This is a genomic window from Leuconostoc miyukkimchii, from assembly GCF_019656055.1.
Lineage (GTDB): Bacteria > Bacillota > Bacilli > Lactobacillales > Lactobacillaceae > Leuconostoc > Leuconostoc miyukkimchii.
This window is the reverse complement of sequence record NZ_BPKY01000004.1, coordinates 126,062-145,938: the sequence shown is the minus strand read 5'-3', so window position 1 is coordinate 145,938 and position 19,877 is coordinate 126,062. Positions and strand designations below refer to the sequence as shown.

The 19,877-nt window shown below is 35.3% G+C and carries 17 protein-coding genes; 4 read left to right on the top strand and 13 right to left on the bottom strand.

What is annotated here, in order from left to right; genetic code table 11:
* Positions 1-45: 45 nt before the first annotated feature.
* The 10 genes from xylB to K5Q13_RS05130 all read right to left on the bottom strand — a co-directional run bounded on the left by xylB (position 46) and on the right by K5Q13_RS05130 (position 13,495).
* A complete protein-coding gene (gene xylB / locus K5Q13_RS05175; protein ID WP_220740640.1) occupies positions 46-1,554 on the bottom strand; it encodes a xylulokinase in 1,509 nt (502 codons plus the stop codon).
* Positions 1,555-1,751: 197 nt separating this feature from the next.
* A complete protein-coding gene (gene xylA, locus K5Q13_RS05170) occupies positions 1,752-3,098 on the bottom strand; it encodes a xylose isomerase (RefSeq protein ID WP_220740638.1) in 1,347 nt (448 codons plus the stop codon).
* 193 nt (positions 3,099-3,291) lie between these two features.
* Positions 3,292-4,461: an ROK family protein gene (locus tag K5Q13_RS05165; protein ID WP_220740636.1), complete on the bottom strand. Its 1,170-nt coding sequence runs from the start codon at positions 4,459-4,461 to the stop codon at positions 3,292-3,294.
* A 32-nt stretch (positions 4,462-4,493) separates the two neighbouring features.
* Complete coding sequence (locus tag K5Q13_RS05160) at positions 4,494-5,510, bottom strand: aldose epimerase family protein (RefSeq protein WP_220740634.1); 1,017 nt, start codon at positions 5,508-5,510, stop codon at positions 4,494-4,496.
* Positions 5,511-5,581: 71 nt separating this feature from the next.
* Positions 5,582-7,270, bottom strand: coding sequence for a glycoside hydrolase family 43 protein (locus K5Q13_RS05155; protein WP_220740632.1), 1,689 nt, complete (start codon positions 7,268-7,270; stop codon positions 5,582-5,584).
* Between the two features lie 34 nt (positions 7,271-7,304).
* The gene (locus K5Q13_RS05150; RefSeq protein ID WP_220740630.1) at positions 7,305-8,774 is read right to left on the bottom strand and encodes an MFS transporter; all 1,470 of its coding nucleotides are present in this window, start codon (positions 8,772-8,774) and stop codon (positions 7,305-7,307) included.
* Between the two features lie 293 nt (positions 8,775-9,067).
* A complete protein-coding gene (gene recQ, locus K5Q13_RS05145; RefSeq protein WP_220740627.1) occupies positions 9,068-10,870 on the bottom strand; it encodes a DNA helicase RecQ in 1,803 nt (600 codons plus the stop codon).
* A 232-nt stretch (positions 10,871-11,102) separates the two neighbouring features.
* Positions 11,103-11,825: an ABC transporter permease gene (locus K5Q13_RS05140; RefSeq protein WP_281420513.1), complete on the bottom strand. Its 723-nt coding sequence runs from the start codon at positions 11,823-11,825 to the stop codon at positions 11,103-11,105.
* Positions 11,826-11,842: 17 nt separating this feature from the next.
* Positions 11,843-12,592 carry an ABC transporter permease gene (locus tag K5Q13_RS05135; RefSeq protein ID WP_220740624.1) on the bottom strand — a complete coding sequence of 250 codons (750 nt, stop codon included), beginning with the start codon at positions 12,590-12,592 and terminating at the stop codon, positions 11,843-11,845.
* A gap of 3 nt (positions 12,593-12,595) precedes the next feature.
* Entirely contained in the window at positions 12,596-13,495 is a 900-nt protein-coding gene (locus tag K5Q13_RS05130) for an ABC transporter ATP-binding protein (protein WP_220740622.1), read from the bottom strand.
* Between the two features lie 694 nt (positions 13,496-14,189).
* Between K5Q13_RS05130 and K5Q13_RS05125 the strand changes: the two genes are divergently transcribed.
* Positions 14,190-15,065 carry a sensor histidine kinase gene (locus tag K5Q13_RS05125; protein WP_220740620.1) on the top strand — a complete coding sequence of 292 codons (876 nt, stop codon included), beginning with the start codon at positions 14,190-14,192 and terminating at the stop codon, positions 15,063-15,065.
* A 22-nt stretch (positions 15,066-15,087) separates the two neighbouring features.
* Positions 15,088-15,840 (top strand): LytR/AlgR family response regulator transcription factor, encoded by a 753-nt coding sequence (locus tag K5Q13_RS05120; RefSeq protein ID WP_220740618.1) that lies wholly within the window; start codon positions 15,088-15,090, stop codon positions 15,838-15,840.
* Between the two features lie 331 nt (positions 15,841-16,171).
* Here the strand turns inward: K5Q13_RS05120 and K5Q13_RS05115 are convergent, their stop codons facing one another.
* On the bottom strand, positions 16,172-16,537 hold the full coding sequence (locus K5Q13_RS05115; RefSeq protein WP_220740616.1) for a carboxymuconolactone decarboxylase family protein: 366 nt from the start codon (positions 16,535-16,537) through the stop codon (positions 16,172-16,174).
* A gap of 90 nt (positions 16,538-16,627) precedes the next feature.
* On the opposite strand from K5Q13_RS05115, the gene K5Q13_RS05110 reads away from it, so the two are divergent.
* Complete coding sequence (locus K5Q13_RS05110; RefSeq protein ID WP_220740614.1) at positions 16,628-16,996, top strand: MerR family transcriptional regulator; 369 nt, start codon at positions 16,628-16,630, stop codon at positions 16,994-16,996.
* A gap of 10 nt (positions 16,997-17,006) precedes the next feature.
* Here the strand turns inward: K5Q13_RS05110 and K5Q13_RS05105 are convergent, their stop codons facing one another.
* Complete coding sequence (locus K5Q13_RS05105) at positions 17,007-17,930, bottom strand: DMT family transporter (protein ID WP_220740612.1); 924 nt, start codon at positions 17,928-17,930, stop codon at positions 17,007-17,009.
* A gap of 122 nt (positions 17,931-18,052) precedes the next feature.
* Between K5Q13_RS05105 and K5Q13_RS05100 the strand changes: the two genes are divergently transcribed.
* On the top strand, positions 18,053-18,961 hold the full coding sequence (locus K5Q13_RS05100; RefSeq protein ID WP_220740610.1) for a LysR family transcriptional regulator: 909 nt from the start codon (positions 18,053-18,055) through the stop codon (positions 18,959-18,961).
* A gap of 96 nt (positions 18,962-19,057) precedes the next feature.
* On the opposite strand, the gene K5Q13_RS05095 is transcribed toward K5Q13_RS05100, so the two are convergent.
* Positions 19,058-19,876: a LysR family transcriptional regulator gene (locus K5Q13_RS05095; protein WP_220740608.1), complete on the bottom strand. Its 819-nt coding sequence runs from the start codon at positions 19,874-19,876 to the stop codon at positions 19,058-19,060.
* Position 19,877 lies beyond the last annotated feature (1 nt).

Genomic DNA, 19,877 nt, shown 5'->3' with positions numbered 1-19,877 from the left:
GATAGTAGCAAGTATTTTCGTATGATTGTCACACTCACTCGATTATTATTTTAATTGCCGGCGATATGCCATCAGTTCATGTGAGACTTCTTTTGTCGCTGCATAAACTTTTCTATATATCGCATAAACTTGACTATAATTTACAACTGCTTCGGAATTGGGATAATAGGTTGTCCCAAATTTAATGATTTGACTTGCAGCATCTTGAACACTCTCATACCATCCCAAGCCAGTGGCAGCTAACATTGCTGCTCCAAGACCCGGACCTTGTTCATTTTCCAAAGTTGTGACTTTTTTATTAAATATATCTGCTTGGATTTGTAACCAAAATGGGCTTTTAGCTCCGCCACCAATTGCCACTACTGTATCAAAATCGGACCCCTCACGATCATAAATTTCCATAATATCTTTAAAGCTAAAAATAATTCCTTCCAACACAGATCGGATAAAATCCGCTCGTTGATGTGTCCGATCAATGCCTAGAAAACTAGCGCGAATATCTGCATCCGGATAAGGTGTCCGTTCACCAGAAATATAAGGTGTAAAAATTAAACCATTAGCGCCAACCAAGGACTGCTCTGCTTCATTTACCCAATTTTCAAAAGGTATTTCTTTTCCAAAAACTGATTTAAACCAAGCGTTTGCATCTCCAGCCGCTAAAGTAACACCCATTGAATAAAATTTATTGGGTATGGCATGATTAAAGAAATGAATATCCCCCTTATAATCAACGTCAGCATAATTTTCAAACTTAGCAACAACCCCAGATGTTCCAATTGAAGACATCACCATATTAGCGTTCAGTAATCCTGCACCCACAGCGCCAGCCGCATTATCTGCCGCGCCAGCAAAAACTTTTGTCGACGTTTGTAAACCAGAAAACGTCGCATACGAGTCTGAAACATAACCCGCAAAATCAGTAGCTTCGATTAATTTTGGAAAAAATGATGCAGGTAAATCAAATGCCTCTTGTACTTCTTTAGACCAGGTCTTGTGTACCACATCTAGCGCCACAGTCCCTGCTGCATCGGAATAGTCCATTGCCAAATTACCTGTCATTCGGTAGCGCAAATAATCCTTAGGCAACAAAAACGTTTTGGCTTGTTTGAAAATTTCTGGTTCATTTTCCTTAACCCATAAAATTTTGGGCAATGTAAACCCTTCCAATGCATGATTCCGCGTAATTGATACAAATTCTCGGGACATTTTCTCAGCAATTTCTTGGGTTTGCTTGGTCGTTCTCGTATCGTTCCACAAAATTGCCGGACGTAATACTTGATTTTTATCGTCCATCAACACCAATCCATGCATTTGACCAGAGTATGAGATACCAGCAATATCTGCAGGATTCAAACCATCTTTCAAAATTAAATTAACAATAGCGACTGTTGTGCCATTCACCCAATTTTCAGGGTTTTGTTCTGACCAACCTGGGTGAGGTTGCATCAGGGGGTAATCAAAACTTTGTTGGGCCACTATGTGACCTTCACGATTAACAGCGGAAACTTTAACAGATGATGTGCCTAAATCGACACCTAATACAACTTGTGTCATGTTTTTTCTCCAATATATTTTGATAAAATATTCGCACACACGGTTTATACCGAGCTGTGTGCTATGTACAAAGGGGCCGACACGCCAAGTATAATGGCCCCTTTTTCCTTGTAAGTTTTTAGAGAAAAGGCGATAATTCGTTACATTAAATAACAAATTTAAAAGAAATGGTTATGATAGCTGTTCGCATTTAAAAATTAACGTCCTAATACTGAAAAAATATAATTATTCAAAGTTGACTTAATTTGTTCTTGACGACCTGACTGTAATGTAGCGTTAATTTCCTTGTCTGTCTTGTTTTCTGCATAGGCTGCCAAGTCTGTTAGAGTCAACTTACCAGCTTCAAAGTCAGCACCGACACCTGAATCAAATGACGCATAACGTTCCTTCAAGATAGTCTCAATCACTTGATCTTCAATCAACTTAGCTGCCACTTTCAAACCAGCAGCATAGGTATCCATCCCAGCAATGTGAGCATAGAACAAGTCTTCAAATTCGAAACTTTGACGACGTGGCTTTGAATCAAAGTTTAATCCACCAGTTGGCAAACCACCATTTTTCAAAAATTCATACATCACCAAAGTAGCTTCATAAATGTCATTAGGAAATTCATCAATATCCCAACCTGTCAATTTGTCTCCCATGTTAGCATCCAATGACCCTAACAAGCCAGCTTCACGTGCGAAACGCACTTCATGTTCATATGTGTGACCAGCCAAATAGGTATGATTACCTTCCAAATTCAACTTAAATGTGCCTTCTAATCCATATGTTTTCAAGAAAGCAATGGTTGTTTGTGCATCAAAGTCATATTGATGTTGTGTTGGTTCCTTTGGTTTTGGTTCGATCAAAAATTGACCCGTATAACCTATTTCATCAGCATAATTTTTCGCTAATTTAAAGAAGGCCGCAATATGTTCTAATTCACGTTTAGTATCTGTGTTCAATAAAAAATCATACCCTTCACGTCCCCCCCAGAAAACATATGATTCCGAACCTAGACGCTTAGCAATATCAAGTGAATGCTTAATTTGACCAGCAGAATAGGCAAATACTTCCGCAAACGGTGTTGTTGCTCCGCCGGCCAAAAAACGCTTGTTTGTAAACAACGATGCGGTATTCCATAACAATTTCTTACCTGTCTCTTGCATTCTTTTTTCAATTTTATCGATTACTTGGTCTAAATTAGCATTCGTTTCAGCCAAAGTGTTGCCTTCTGGCGCTAAATCACGATCATGAAAAGCAAAGTATTCAATACCTGTTTTATCCAAAAATTCAAATAAATAATCGACCTTAGCTAAAGCCGCTGTCATAGTATTAGCATCACCTGCTATGTCCCAAGGACGTGTTGCAGTCCCTTCACCGAATGGATCCGTCAAACGTTGATCCATTGTATGCCAATAGGCAACTGAAAACTTAAGCCATTCGCTCATTTTTTTACCAGCTACAATTTCATCAGCATTATAGTAATGATAACCATCACCAGCTTGTAAGGATTGTTTTCCTACAAATTCAACTTTTGGAAATGAAAATAATTCAGACATTTTATATACTCCTTCTGGACATTTTTGTCCTAACCACATTATATTTCATGTTGGTTGGTTTAAGCAACCAACTTACATTTATTATTGTATACGGTTTCATTAAATAGTGCAACGTTTTTGTGTAGTGATATCCAATTTTTCGCACCCTAACTTAGATTTTTACAATAAAAAAGAACCTTTCTAGGTTCTTTACTTAGTGTTTAAATTTTAAATCAACATCATCTAAATCAAGTATTTTACGTGTGACCCCGGCAGCTCCACCCAGTAACGTGGCTTCATAAACCGAACGATTAGCAAATAAAATTTCGCTCTCACTTGTTGGGTTCATTTGTTGATATGCAACTATAACGCGACCAAGTAATTCCGGCATTTCAGCAATAAAACGGGAATGAATAAATAAAACTTGTGGTGCGGCGGTTTGGATAATATTATACGCCACCTGTGCAACTCCCATCACCCAGTCATCTAATAATTTGGTGACAACTGCACTTTTTTGATTCGCAAAGGTTACAAACGCATCACGATTGGCAACCTTCTGTCCGGTCAATGTCGCCAAACGCTCAAACATAGCATCTTCAGAATATAAATCTTCGACACGGACAGGCTCGTTATTTGTCATGTTCACAATACTTCTACCAACTTCTCCAGCACGTCCTTGCATACCACGATAAAGTTGGCCTTGAATAATAATGCCAGCACCAATGCCATAATGGATATTTAGGGCGACTAAACTATCATATTGATCAGTACTTAAGTAGTCATGATAGTCTCGAATATAGACAGCAGCTGAGTTAGCTTCGTTTTCTAAAGTAACCTTTACGTCACTTACTTTCTCGAGTTGCTGGGCAACATCCACTTGGCTGTAATCAAAGAATGGTGAATAGACAACACGATTGTTATCAACAACACCATGAATCCCAACAGCAATACCCATAAGACCTTCTTTTGTCCCATGTTTTTTGTGTTTATTATCTTTGACATGTTGATTCATCAATTCTAGCACTTCCAAAACTGACATATCTTTCACGGAGTCCGAACTTTGAAAAATTACCTCACCGCTCAAGCGCACCAAGGCCATCCGTAAATGATGTCGACCCATATCAAAACTCATGACATAGCCATACTTACGGTTAAAACGAATCATTTTAGCCTTACGTCCACCAGTTTCTGTTGTCACCCCTTCACCCAGATCCTCAATAAATTCCAACTTATCTAAATCTCGATAGATTGAACTAATAGTAGATTTATGTAGATTTAAATCAACAGCTATTTGTGCTCGCGATGTTTCTTTCGCATTAAATAACGCTTGTAACACTAAACGTTGGTTATGATCTCTCATTGTGATTTGATCTGATTTATCCATTTTTCTTCTTATCGATTCTCCAATTATGATGACTAACGATATTGATAAACGATAACTTCTTGACGTGTTTCGCCAACTTTTAGCGTTACATCCCCAAACTCATGAATATTCTCACTATTTGGTAAAGTCTGTGGTTCTAGTGCCACTGCTACCCACCGATGTCCATTACCATGGTTATTTGGCATATTTGATGTCATTGAATTAGCTGTGAAAACAACAAGACCATTTCTATTCGACATTATTTCTATTGTACGCGAACTGGCTGTATCCTTCAAGATAGCGATTAAATTTTTCACACGCTTATTCATCACAAATACATCATCAAAACCTTGTTCACTTGTCGTGTGCGCCATTTTAGTGAGCGCTTGTCGCAAAGTGGAATCATGTGCTAAATCAAATGGCCCACTATTTGGCAACAGTGTACCAGTTGGAACCTTATCTTCAGCCAACGCCAAATGACTATTCGAAGCTAATTGTAAAGTATGATCTAAAATATCATGGGTTGTACCTAAATTAAAATAAGCGTGGACTGTTGGATTAAAGACACCATCAACCACACTTTGTGTTCCTGTCATCTGAACAATCACTTGATCATCTGAGGTCAACGTGTATTGAATGCCACTTGTCAAATCACCAGGAAACCCATCTTGTTTTGACGTGATTTTCGCGGTTAACATAATGCTATCTGATGTCATCGTCACATTAAAAAATGTGTCAGACCAACCTCTTCCTCCACCGTGTAGCGTGTTTTTCCCTTCATTGTTTGGTACTACAACATTCTGACCCTGATAATGATACGTAGCATCTTTAATACGACCGGCAACGCGACCAATAACACGATTAATATAATAAGGATTGTCCGTATAGCCAGCAATAGTTGGTGATGAGAGCAATAAATTTACTCGCGCACCATTATCTAACACGCTAAATTCATGCCAAATGCCAGCAAAATTTAACACACTCAGGCGTGTTCCATGCTGATTTGTTAGTGTATACATCAAAACTGTTTGTCCAGCGTGTTGGCCAAATTTCATGACACTTGATTTCATACTCATCTCCTTTAGATTATGACTACAACAAAAGCGAACCTTAATTCAAGGTTCGCCTACAAGTTACCTGTTTAGTAGAAACGCAATTCTGACTTCTGCCATGAAAATGATCCGTTGGTTTCTTTATAATCACCCAACTCTTTGTAATCAAAATTATCAAATTCAGCTGTGGAATTATAACCTGAATAGTCAACCGCTGCCAAACCAACATAGGCTCCAGTGAAAAAACCACCATATTCGCGCACAACGTAGTCATCTGACAAAACTGCGGCATCCAAAGTAATACCAGTTGTCACCCAATTATCACCATCAAACGAGTAGAGGTAAGTGTAGGATTCCTTACGATTTTCAGACTTAAAGTAAACATACTCTATACCATCTGGAATCACAGGTGCATGGTCACGCAGGTAGGACGTGTAAGAACCATTACGCAAACCACCCTTATTTTCGCCCACTTCAATTACGTTTTGACCGTCATCGTTTTTTGTAATGAAAATCCATGACCAGTGTGAGTGATTGTAGTAGTTTGTTAAACCAGCCATTGATTGGTATGAGTAAGGATTGAATTTAACCTTTGTTTCGGCATCGAAATAAAATGCTTGCCAACGACGCGCAACCAATGATAAATCAAAAGTGTTTGCTAATGAACCCTGCCCAATCAAAGTCAACTTGCCATTACCAGTTGAACCCATTTTCTCATTGAATGGAACACGTAATGTATTCCAGTTGATACCCAGTGTTGCATCATCAAATTCATCGTGTTGTGAATGGTCAGCAGGTGCCTTTGTAAAAATGGCGTCCTTAGGTGCTTCAACAAATGTTTGCCCTCCGTGGCCACCAACAATGCGTGGCCAACCACCACCATCCCACTCTACTTTTTGGATAGATGTTTCACGTCCCAAAGTTGACCAACCACGTGGATCAATTGAACTTTCGTTATCGTGGTGCCACGGACGTGCTGTTAATGACGCATAATACCATTCACCACCTGGTGTTGATACTAACGCACCGTGCCCTTGCTTTTGTAAATATGAGTCTGGTGTGTCAAAGTTTGTGATGAATGGGCCATCGGGTTCAACGACAAAAGATAATTCGTCCAATGACTTTGAGCGTGCCACAACTTCTTGGTGTGTAAATATCGTGCCACCTTGAGCAGCGAATAAGAAATATTCGCCGTTAATCTTGTATAAATGAGGACCTTCTACCAACCTCACATCTGTACCCGAAAATATTGTACGGGCCGTGTTAGGTTTCAATTTCATAGTACCTGTGTCAAATTCTGTCAATGTAATACCATCAAATGGATGATGATATTCTCGGTGATCCCAAGTTTGTTGAACAAGATATTTGTGACCATCTTCATCATGAAACAATGAGGCATCGAAGCCCACACCATTAACAAGTATAGGTTCTGACCAAGGCCCTTCAATTGTCTCAGCGGTCGTCAAATAATTCTTCAAGTCTTTGAAATTACCATCAGTAATCTTAACGTCTGTGAAAATTAACCAAAATTTGCCATCAGCATATGACAAATCTGGTGCCCAGATACCCCCAGATGAGGGACTTCCTTTCATATCAAGCATCGTCGTCGTGTCCAAAACGTTCTTAACAAGATTCCAGTGAACCAAGTCTTGTGACGCATGGATACGAACGCCTGGGAACCATTCAAATGTTGATGTGGCAATGTAGTATGTGTTCTCCACACGGATGATTGACGGATCTGAGTTGAAGCCGGGTAATACAGGGTTTTGAATTTGCATTATTTTTCTCCTATCGATTTGAGTTTTTACAAAATTATTTATTTATTTCTTTTAACGTGTGATTCATTTTATCAACGTAAGCATCAGATAAGGGATAACGACTAATCACAAACATTGCTAAGAATGCCATGATTATAGGCAACCAAATCATTGACCACTCAATACCTGTCTGTGCAGACGCTGATTGTGTCAATGCACCTGATTTAAAGTGCATCAGTTGCAATAAATAACCGGGAATAATGCCACCTAAAGCCAATCCTATCTTGAAGAAAAGACCCATAATAGCATTGATAATACCTGCCACACGCTTACCTGAAATATATTCACCATTTGATACAACTTCGGGCACTAATGCCCACATAAATCCTGTCGCTGAGGTTAATCCCCATTGTTGGAAAAAGCGGCCGGCAAATCCGAGCCAATCAGCAGTCGGATTTTTTGACCAAGCAAAGAGCAACACTTGTCCTACAACGAAGATACCGAGGAATGTGTAAAAGAAACCTTTCTTACCCAAAGTAGCACGTAATTTTGGCCAAATCACAACCAAGAAGATACCAGGAATGGAACCAATCAAACCAATTGATGCCATTAAGGCTGATTTTCCCCCCTCAATACCAAAATTATACTGCATGAAGTATGGCCACACTGTATTACCAAAAAACATGAGAGTGAAACCTACCAAAAAGAATAGACCTAGAATCTGTAATGCTTTATTTCGCTTTAATTCAGCAAATAAATCTGTATATTTAACCTGATCTGCCGCCTCTTCTGAAGAAAGCACGCGCTCTTTTGTATTCCGGTATGTCAGGAATAACAACACGGCACCCAATAACATGTAAATACCATAAACTTTAAACCAAGCACCAGCTGCTGATGGCGTCGCATAATTACCCAATCTTAGTTTCAAGCCAAACAAACCAGTGTCAGTGAGTTTAGCATTTGGAGAGGCTAATTGTACAAATAATGGAAATAAAGTATACACCAATAAGTTACCAATATTTGCAAGCATCATCCGCGTCGACGTTAACTTACCAATCTCTGTTTCGTCACGTGTTAATGACGCATTTAATGAACCATAAGGAATATTAACAAAAGAGTACACTAACGCGGTTGCCATGTAAGATACTGTTGCATAAACAGTTGTTGCAATCGTACCAGCACCAAGTACTTTAGCCACTGGTAAAAACAGCAACGCTGCGAGAATAACAAGAGGAATACCAAAATTTATTAAAAATGGTCGATATTTTCCATTTTTTGTTATCTTTGCTTTATCAACAACTGTACCGACCCACGGATCCCAAACAACATTAATCCAACGTACAATAAGAAATATTGTTGCACCAACACCAGCCGAAATACCGTTGATATTCGTTAAGTAGAATAGCAAAAAGCCACCAACAGTACCAAAAACCAAATTTTGAGCGAAATCACCGAATCCATAACTCACACGATCCCATGTTGTGAGCTTGGCAAACTGATCATTTTTCTGAACATTCACGTCCATGATTATTCTCCTTCTACTTTTAACAGATCATTATATTTACCTGTTGTAAGCTTTCAAAAAAACTGTCAATGTTTTGAAAGCGGTAACATTTCTTTTAACAATGACTACTATATCACGGTTGGTTCGTTCGCGCAACCAACTAATTTAAAATATTTACATTTTTTTGTTTGTGAAATTAGAAGGCTATCTGCTACAACATTATTCACATGCATATTGAACCCATCTCTTAAACAAAGATATCATAATGTTACCCTTTATTGATAAAAAAAAGATAGCTAAGCTACCTTCATTAATTACTGATTATCTCTGATAACTACAGCAAAATCCTCATGATAGATATCAAATTTTTTCTCTCCCACACCGGAAATAGCTAAAAATTCCTCATCAGTTTTAGGTCGTAAAATTGCCATATTCATTAACGTTTTATCCGAAAAAATCAAAAACGGTGGTAAGCCAGATGCCCGTGCTAATTCCAGACGCTTGTTTTTTAGTTGCGCAAAAAGACGGTTATCTGCGTCAGACATTTTAAGTCCTGTTGCAGCTGATGTTACTTTTTGTTGCGCAATCACGCGACGATTTAAACGCTTTTCCACAACTAACTGTCCTTTCAAAACGCGTGCACCTATTTCTGTCACCTTTAAAACTGGGAACTCACCGCCCTCAATTCTAAGATAACCATCCGCTGTCAAATAATCAATGAAACTACTGAGTTCTTTTAATGTCCGATCTTTCATTAATCCAAATGTGGGTAACTTCATCAGATAGTCATACTTTTTAACAGTTGCATCTTGTGAACCTTTCAAAACTTTAGCTACCATGTTTTTCCCAAAACTTTGATTCATTCTGATAACATTAGCTAAAACACGTTGGGAGTCCGTTGTCACATCAACCATTTCACGGGAATCTAAACAATTTGAACACTGCCCACAATCTTTAGTGACCGTTTCTCCAAAATAGCCAAGTAAATAACGCGGTAAACAGGTTTGCGTATTAGCAAACGCATTCATTTCACGAATTTTAAGATATTCATTTTGCTTATGTTCTTCTGTACCTTCAGATTTCTGTACAAAAAACTCTTGCAAATGAATATCCTGTGGTGCATATAACAATATTGCTTCTGCTGGTAAGCCATCACGCCCGGCACGCCCAATTTCTTGATAGTAAGCCTCAATGTTACCAGGCACCGAATAATGGATAACAAAGCGCACATTTGGCTTATTGATTCCCATTCCAAAGGCATTTGTGGCAATAATTACCTGTACTTCATCAAATAAAAAAGCATCTTGCATAGCTTGTCTCTCACGTTCTGGTAAACCAGCGTGATAGTGTCCAGCTTTAACACCTTTTTTATTCAAAAATTCATATAATTCATCCACTTGTTTACGCGTTGCAGCATAAATAATACCACTGTGTTGTTTATTTTCACGTAAATAGTCTTGTACATATTGTCTTTTGTCAACATTATGCATAATTTTCAACGCCAAATTATCACGCGCGAAACCAGTTAGAACCGTGTTTTCATCGGATACACCCAACAATTGCTGCAAATTTTGACGCACCCGATCAGTTGCTGTGGCCGTTAATCCAAGTACCGCAGGATTGCCAGGAATTTGTGCTAAGAGGGGTAAAATATTTAAATAACTTGGTCGAAAATCATGACCCCACTGTGACATGACATGTGCTTCATCAATTGCAATTAATTCAATAGGTAATTGCTGAATAAAGCTAAAAAAACTTGGAATTTCCAAGCGTTCAGGTGAGACATACAACATTTTATAATAGCCAGCGCGCAAGTCAGACATGCGTTGCGCTTGTTCGTTACCGGCAAGTGTCGAATTTAAAAAGGTCGCATCGATTCCCATCGCAGCTAACCCATCAACCTGATCTTTCATCAGTGAAATTAAGGGCGATATCACAAGTGTAATACCTTGAAACATCAATGCTGGTAATTGATAGGTGATTGATTTACCACCACCTGTTGGCATAATGGCTAACGCATGCTTATGCGCCAGCACTTTTTCAATAATATCTAATTGTCCCGTACGAAAATTATCGTATCCAAATACTTCTTTTAAAATTTTAAGCGGTTTTTGCATAATTCCATTATAAACTATTGCGTCAACCCTTGTAGCGTAAATCGTGACATGAGATATTAACTAGTTAGTATAAAATTTTGTGTTAAACCTACTCGCTAGAAAATGGTTAGCAAATTTTTTTCTTAGTAAAACAATACTGCTTAGTAAACAGTTCAGGCCAATGTTTCATCAGAGAAACATGCCCACTTCAATCACAAAAATTATATTATTTATCAACGTTTACAGATAGATGTCATTGTCTTTTATTAAACGCTCTAGTAAATATTTTCCACCCAATTAATATACCAAAAACTATCACAAATCCAAATATAATCGTATTCAAAGATGTAAAGTGATTAGCATTTCGTGCATGTAGCCCAATCATTATTTGTGAAAATGGATAAAAAAACGTCATTTCTGAACTTATAAGTGCCACGATAAATCCACCGATTACTAAGCCAAAATTAATTAATAAGTTTTCTGTCAAAGAATTAGTAATCAACGCAATAGCAATTTGAATTGCGATAATTCCTAACGATCCCAGCCAGCCTAAAAACCCCCATGTCAGTAATGTCACTATATCAACACTCCCTTTTAAATCTAGAGCATTTCCCACAATTAAATATATCGCTATTGCGATTACTTGAATAATTAACTGTAACAGAGAAATATAAGTCAACTTACCGAAAAAAATAGCGCTGGGTTTTATTGACATCATACGTAAACGATTTAACATTCGATTAGATTTTTCAACTTGAACATTTATTCCGATAATAATTGCTAAAAACAGTGGTACAAATATCTGTGATGAAAAAAGGTTAAACTCACCCCACAAAGCTAAAAACTGATTACTTGTCGTAGCAAAGGCTTTTAGATTAGCCAAATACAAAAACAAACCTAATCCGCACCCAACACTAGTTCCTGTTAATAACATTAACCAAATGTAAGTTCGCTTCATTTTTATGTGCTCTACCATTATTAGTCTTGCTATCATTATTCATTTCCCCTTTTTCGAGCCAATATCTGTGCGAAAGCAAATAAACTTGCACCTATGCTAAAAATAAACATAAAATTAAATAAGAAATTTTGATTAATTATGATTTGCATACCATTGACAAGCTTTAAGGGTGACGATAGCGCAACATAATCGACAGGTAGCCATCTAAGTACAAAATCTGGTAATAGTCCAGAAGTCATCAGCGCAATAAACGAACCTATGATTCCCACAATTAATCCTATGGCTTGTCGTTTGATAAAAAAGGATAATACCAATTGAAATAAAAACATAACAACCAGCGCCAACCCCAATGCAATCATTGTAATTAGAAACAGATGACCATAAAAAGTAATATGAACCAAATGACCTACAGCTATTGCAACTAGTACTTGCATGATCCAATAAATAAAAATCAACAATGAACCATAAATAATTTTAGCGTTCAGAAGCTGTTGTCTTGATTGGTTGTTCACTGACAAAACCAACCACATACGATTATTAAATTCAATATTAGAAATTTGAGATGCCAATACACTTAGAAATAGTGGTGTAAAAACACCATTAACCATCATAAGATTCATTAACAGATAATTTTGATCAATTTTAAAGCTAGATGATGTTGATAAAGTAACCCGCATCATTGACATATAAAACCACAAGGCTGTCAAACTTGTAATAAGTATAAGCGGAAAAATAAATTTTCGTCGCTTGTTTTTTAGAAATTCAACGCTTATAAACGTTACCATTATTTATGCCTCCTTCGTTATTTTTAAGAATATATCTTCCAAAGAATGCTTTACCAAATGCAAATCTGAAACACCAATATCTGAGCCAACTAACAATTTATTAACCGCTATAGCAACCTCAGATGATGCATCATTGACTATTATGTTTTTCTCTGTTTTGATGAAGTTGTACTTTTTGGCTGTTAGTAAGCTTTCCGTTGCAGGCATGTTATCAGTTGCTATAGATAATGTGCTTTCCTGTTCAAGTTTTTGCATATTACCCTCGAATTTAATTTTTCCATGATCTAAAATGGCTACTTTATTTACCATTTTTTCAATCTCAGACAATATATGGCTTGAAATAAATACAGTGATACCATATTTTTCTGGTAATGAAAGAATTAACTCTCTTATTTCTCGAACGCCCTCAGGATCAAGACCATTAGTAGGTTCATCCAAAATTAGTATTTTTGGAAATTTAACCAACGCGATTGCAATGCCTAATCTTTGTTTCATTCCTAATGAGTATTTCTTTGTTAGTTTATTGGCAGTTGCAGTTAGTCCAACAATTTCTAATACGCGATCGATATTCTCCGTAGGTATATCCGACAGTTGTTGCACTATTTTCAAATTTTCATACCCAGTTAAATTAGGATAGAACGCAGGTTCCTCAATCAATGAACCAATTTGATTTAGATACGCATTACTGTTGCGAATGTCGTTATTATCAAGAACGTTAATCGTACCAGAATCAAAATTCAACAATTTTAAAATTGCCTTCATCGTTGTCGACTTCCCAGACCCATTGCGACCTAAAAATCCATATATGTCTCCTTCTTCAACTGTAAATGAAATATCATTTAACACAATTTTTTGATCAAATTTTTTTGTTAAATTAACTACTTCAATCATTTTATTTACCATATTAATTTTCTCCTGTTGCTATAAGCCTTCCGCATACTTTAAATGAGCACCATAAAATCATATGTGGCTGTAATTGGATCCTTTGATTCAATTTTTTGTCCACTTTTTATGGATATCATGGTATTGTAATTCTCTCTTTTCTGAAAGACAATAATAGATTAGTATTAAGTATAGTATTCATACTAATCTATGTATAATTGCGTAAAATACACAATTATTAGTCTGAAATAACCTATACTTGATTAAAACAACCAAATCTTTGATTCTAGAGTACTTTTCACATTAAATTTATAGCGGGAGACCAATTATTTTGTTTATTTTCACCATACAATCGTTGCTTATCATGATATCTGCAATCCACTTTGGTCACGCAATTATACAAGACAACCAATTTTTAAGTAAAAAATACATACTAGTTTACGCCATTATTTTGTTAAATTTATGGCTCATACTTAGTTTAATGAAACATCATGCAACATCTAACATTACACCATTTTTGGTTATTATATCAATTGGTCTTCTCATTATTATTGATGCTCGAAAAGCTATTCTCACTTCTCTGATTGGTTTTCTAACAATGGTAATTTTTTTCGTGATACTGGTTGTTTTTATTAACGTATTGTTCACTATTTTTACTAACCACAGATATTTTTTCTTCATAATTTTCATTCTATTAAATGTCATAGCATTAATATTGAACTTCTTTATTACTAAACATAAATCACAAGATGCTATTCAACGATTTTGGAAAAAAAACATAAATATCGGCATTATTTTTGCAGGCACTCTAATGCTAATTATCGCAATATCTAGTAATTTCTTTAGAAAATATATTGCTGGTATTTCTATCAATATTAGTCAATTATTTTCAATTATTTTCTTTATCATCATTATTAGTGTCATTATTTTTTTGTTCAACAGCCACAAGCATCAGTTAGTCAATGAACGACTAATGAAAAAAGCTGAACTATCAAATGAATTATCAAACTACGTAATGGCAATCAAATCTAGTCGACATGAATACAACTCTCACTTAGTAACAATTAATCAGTTAACAACTACCAAACAATATAGTGAGCTATCTAAATATGTCAAATCTTTAGTACAAGAAAATGATTATTTACAGTCTGTAGCTGCAGTTAAGTATCCTGAAATAAGCGCATTATTATACAGACATGAAGTCTTTGCAAAAACAAATCAAATTAATTTTGAAATTTTTTTAAATTCAAATTTAGCAAAGATAAATTTGAGTTTGTATGACTTAAATAAATTGTTGAATAATGTGCTATCAAATGCTTTAGAAGCCTCTTTACAATCTAACAATGTGAAAGAGCGTTATGTTGAAATATCTTTCAACCAAGTAAACAAAAAAAACATTATTACAGTTATAAATAACGGTCATATTCCCAATACCGTTGCCACAAAAATACGCAAACCTGGCGTGACATCAAAAAAAAGTACCGAACATGGCTTTGGTTTGTCCATTATTGAAAAAATTATTCACGATTATAATGGTTCATTTTCCATTCAGGAAAAAGACAAACATGTCATTGTCGAAATTACTATTTAATTTTTTAAAGGAGTATCATAATATGTCAAAGAAAATAAACACCATTATTTTAGACGATAATCAAAATTCAATTGACGAATTAAGTAATTTATTGCATTTTTATGATTACATTAATTTGGTTGGATCTTTCACTAAGTTTTCAGATTTATGGCAAATATTGAAAAAAAGCGATCAAACAATTCAACTTATCTTTCTAGATATTTTACTCGTTAACGAAAATGGCCTTGATGTAGCTAAACTGATCAATGAACATTACCCTAACGTAAAAATAATTTTTTCCACATCTGACCCTAGTTTTGCATTAGAAGCCTATGATACACAACCTGTAGACTATTTAACAAAACCAATCAGTGCTGTTCGTCTGCAAAAATCATTAACTCGAGTTCGTAACTTAACTAGTCAAAGTACTAGACCAGAATCTGATCATGTTAAAATAGGCATCAAGTATAAAAACACACTTCATATGATAGAAGTGAATAAAGTTGCTATTATAAAAAAATCGTTACGTCATATAAAAATCGTGTTAATATCTGGAGAAATTTTCACGACTACTGAAGGCATTCATGATTTATATTTAAAATTAAAACGATTTGGATTTGTCATGATTAATCGTTCCACTATTGTGCCAATTCATCAAATTTCAGCGATTGATTACAATCAGTCAAAACAAAACTATGAACTAAAGCTTTTGAATGGACAACAAATATCAGGTATTTCAAAACTACGTTTGAAAGAAGTGAAGGCAGACTTGTCAGAGTTCGACTGGATTATTTAATTTTTAGTATATTGCCACAATACCTGCACTCTTAAAAAGTCATTACCTTTTAAATAAATTATCTATTCTTATCCAAACATTATCACAGAATTTTATGTAAAATGTCATATTTTTGGTCAACTTATAGTATAGTGTCGATTACAACTATATTACGAACTATAACCATGATTCAGCATAAAATTAATAATTAAAAACCATCAAGAAACGGTATTCTAGAAAAGTATTCCTAATCAAAGTTCCAAGAACAACATATTAACTTTACAAAAAAAATAAAATATCAAAAAGCGGACACCATTTTAAAAATGACGTCCGCTTTTTGTATTACTGAACCCTAATCTTGACTAAACACCTCGTTCGCTACTGCTATGGCATTCAAAACTTTTGGAAAACCAACATAGGACAGGCAATGAACAAAAATTTCTACTATTTCAGCACGTGATATACCAACATTTAGCGCACCTTGAATATGAATACGCAGTTGATTAGACGTGTCGCCTTGTGTTAGTAAGGCCGTTAATGTAATCATCTCCCGCTGTTTCATGTCTAATATACCTCGTTCCACTGCTTCATCAAAAGCCAAGAGCGTTTTTTGATCTAATATTGGTGCTATGTCTGCCAAACTATCAGATACCAATCGACTGGCTCGCTTACCAATAACGGATTCTCTTATTTTTAAACCATTTTCATATTTGTCCACAATAATTACCTCTTTCTATATGCTAAGATTTACTATAAACTATCAAGTAAGCTTTATAGCAAACTCAATTTAAAAAAAGGATTTCATACCGTGCTAAAAACATACAAAATATCAGAAATTGCTAATTTAACAGATTTTTCAATACCAACATTGCGTTATTACGAAGATCTAGGCCTGTTACGCCCTGCCCGTAGTAGCAATAATTATCGCATCTTCACAGATCAAGACCTAAAATGGCTTGAGTTTATCAAACGTGCCAAAGCAACTGGACTACCATTACTAAAAATAATAGAATATGCCAAATTACGTGAACAAGGAGACGGCACAATTAAAGCAAGAATGGCTATTTTAGAACAACAAGAGCAGCTATTATGTTTAGAAAAAGAAAAAATACAACAACATATTGATTTTCTGAAAAATAAAAAAACGCATTATAGCGCGCTTTTAGTGGCAGAGTAATCAAACTAGTCTAACGATTTTTTCGAATATACAAATTATTTATTACAAGTGCAAGAATAGTTAAAAAGCAACCCATCATTTCAAAAGAATTTATTTTATATCCATTCCATACGGAAATCGAAAATGCTGTGATGGGAACGAGATTCATGAAAAGAATAGCATTCAAAGGCTTAATCAATCTACTTCCCATATTCCAAGAGAATACAGCAATTACACCAGCTAATGTAATCATATAAGTTAGTGCACCCGAAATAGATGAAATATTTTCAACAGACGGTATTTGTAACCACCCGAATATTGTTGCAATAAACAAAATTACTATAACCGTCAGCATCCCATATATCGTAGTCAAGGTTGAGTATCTTAAAATTGACCAATTCGGAAACCCACTACTACCAGAAGTGTATATTACCCAACACAAAGCACCTAAAAGTATTAATATCGTAGCTAATAGCATATCACTGCCACCTTGAAAAAGGCTTGACGGTTTACCTTTAGTCATGACTAGAACAACACCTATTGCAGCAATAATCATTGAAAAAAATGATACTTTGTTGGGTTTAATTCCCTTTCGAAACCAATTTAGTAATAATGCTAATAACGGTTGTATCGCCATCATGACTGATGCAATCATAGCACCCGATTCTGCAGCCAATTTTTGACCTAAAAATACCAGAAAACTAAATCCTGCAAACGCAAATGATCCGAGTATCCATATTTTTAAAAGATTATTTTCTGTTGAAAATGATTTTTTTCCCTCAAAAATTAATAGTAAAATAGCAAAAATAATGGCTACAGCACCATATCTAAAAAGCGTAAAATAAAAAGGGTCAACAATTTTCAAAGCTGGTTTCATAACGGGAAACATACCTCCCCATGATAAAACTGCAATGATACAAAAAACAAGACCTAAAGCATACTTTTGTTTGTTCATTTTTAAATTCCTTTTCCTTCCTTAGTTGATAACCTTATTTAACATACTAACGGTGCTAGGCTTGATTAGGAAGAATCAGTTTAGTATAGTGGTTATAACTAATCGTTATAGGGGAGTTGTATATGTACGATAATTTATTCTTAAACACTGAGTTGATATATGTTTTCACGGTAGTCAGTGAAGAAAAAAGTATAAATAAGGCCTCAGTACTTCTACATATGAGTCAACCAGCTACCAGTAAAAAAGTTAAGCAGTTAGAAAAGATACTGTGCACAACATTATTTTATCGCAGCTCTAAAGGCGTTCATTTAACCGAAGATGGTCAATTGTTCTACAAAAAAAGTAAGGTTTTTCTAGAAAATACGCGTGATTTCATGAGGTCAGTGCAGTCTCAGATTTCTCTAAATGATATTAATATTGGCTGCCTAGATAGCATCTCAGCTAATCTACTTTCTACTTTCTTTGAACAAAACATTTCAAAATTTAAAAGCGCAAAAATAACAACAAACATTTTTGAATTAATTAAAACTTTCAATACTTACCAAACCAATGTCGTTATTATGGATTCTAACTTTGGCAACAATTTAAAAAATAGTTTTCAAGAAAAAACACTATACTCAGAACCTTACTACGTCGTTTATGATCTACGAAACTCAAAGCTTAACAATCAGAAAAAACTCGAACTAACAATTCAAGAAATTAGCCAGTTTAACTGGATTCTATACCCATCGTATTGCCCAATACATCAAACCCTGTTATCAAAACTGAAAGAAAAAAACATTAATAAACCTCAAATTTTAGAAATAGACCATTCAGATTCAATATCGAAATTCATTTATAATACCGAATTTTTAACCATATTACCTCATTCCCAAGCAATCAGACAAGTAACACAAAATATATCACGACTCGGAATGAAAAAAGTCAATGTCGAATTGACACGAAATATTTCTATATTCACCAGAAATAATAATGAATTAACATCATTTGCTGAAACTATATTCTTAGATCAAAAGCAACCATCTAACTGATATTTGTGAATAATATGCCATCAAAAAACATCATAGATAACTTATCTATGATGTTTTTTTGATATATTAACTTTGTACACAATTTGGGTGCTGGAATTATAATTGACGCGCAGTTTGAACAACTTGATTGTACCATTTCATATGTTCTGCACGATTTTCATGTGATAAACGAATCATATAAAACGAGCGGTTAAACGATTCTGGCAAAGTTTGATATGGTATTTCAGGTGTGAGACTCTGTATGCTAACAATAGATTTTCCAAAATTTTGGGCTAACATTCTAACAATAATATCATTGTTAGACACTGTCAACGCATGTCTTGGTACAATTTCATGTTGCTTAAAATATTGTTGTGTATAGTGATAAACACCTGAACCTTTTTCACGTACCAACCAATGATTATCTGCCAAGTTGCCAGCTAAAACTAATTGGTCCGATGCCACTTTATCGCGCGCAATAAATTCATGTGTAATTGGTTTTTCAATCATACCAAAATCAAAACGACGATTCAAAACACCAGTAAGAATTTCCTCTGAATTGTGCATCTCAATTTTAACGTCGATTGTATCAAATTGTTCAGAACCAATTTGTGCAAATAATTGAGGTAAAAGCACAGTAGCAGATGTTTGCGATACGCCTATTGTGATGTTAATACGATTATCTTGCCCTAAATTATCTGTCAATGTCTGCCATTCATCTAAAACATGCAATGCTTTCTGGTACAACAAGCGACCACTTTGCGTTGGCGTAAATTCCGTACGACCGTTACGATGAAATAATTGCACACCTAATTCTTTTTCTAATTGTTTAATATGTACACTTACGGTCGGTTGAGAAATAAAAAGTTGATCAGCAGCTTTTGAAAAAGAGCGTGTTTCATAAACAGCCACTAATGTTTCTAGTAATTTGAACATC

Bases quoted from the DNA above. Each gene is read 5' to 3' on its own strand.
- xylB (WP_220740640.1), bottom strand. From the start codon at position 1,554: ATGACACAAGTTGTATTAGGTGTCGATTTAGGCACATCATCTGTTAAA.
- xylA (WP_220740638.1), bottom strand. From the start codon at position 3,098: ATGTCTGAATTATTTTCATTTCCAAAAGTTGAATTTGTAGGAAAACAA.
- K5Q13_RS05165 (WP_220740636.1), bottom strand. From the start codon at position 4,461: ATGGATAAATCAGATCAAATCACAATGAGAGATCATAACCAACGTTTA.
- K5Q13_RS05160 (WP_220740634.1), bottom strand. From the start codon at position 5,510: ATGAAATCAAGTGTCATGAAATTTGGCCAACACGCTGGACAAACAGTT.
- K5Q13_RS05155 (WP_220740632.1), bottom strand. From the start codon at position 7,270: ATGCAAATTCAAAACCCTGTATTACCCGGCTTCAACTCAGATCCGTCA.
- K5Q13_RS05150 (WP_220740630.1), bottom strand. From the start codon at position 8,774: ATGGACGTGAATGTTCAGAAAAATGATCAGTTTGCCAAGCTCACAACA.
- recQ (WP_220740627.1), bottom strand. From the start codon at position 10,870: ATGCAAAAACCGCTTAAAATTTTAAAAGAAGTATTTGGATACGATAAT.
- K5Q13_RS05140 (WP_281420513.1), bottom strand. From the start codon at position 11,825: ATGGTAGAGCACATAAAAATGAAGCGAACTTACATTTGGTTAATGTTA.
- K5Q13_RS05135 (WP_220740624.1), bottom strand. From the start codon at position 12,592: ATGGTAACGTTTATAAGCGTTGAATTTCTAAAAAACAAGCGACGAAAA.
- K5Q13_RS05130 (WP_220740622.1), bottom strand. From the start codon at position 13,495: ATGGTAAATAAAATGATTGAAGTAGTTAATTTAACAAAAAAATTTGAT.
- K5Q13_RS05120 (WP_220740618.1), top strand. From the start codon at position 15,088: ATGTCAAAGAAAATAAACACCATTATTTTAGACGATAATCAAAATTCA.
- K5Q13_RS05105 (WP_220740612.1), bottom strand. From the start codon at position 17,930: ATGAACAAACAAAAGTATGCTTTAGGTCTTGTTTTTTGTATCATTGCA.
- K5Q13_RS05100 (WP_220740610.1), top strand. From the start codon at position 18,053: ATGTACGATAATTTATTCTTAAACACTGAGTTGATATATGTTTTCACG.
- K5Q13_RS05095 (WP_220740608.1), bottom strand. From the start codon at position 19,876: ATGTTCAAATTACTAGAAACATTAGTGGCTGTTTATGAAACACGCTCT.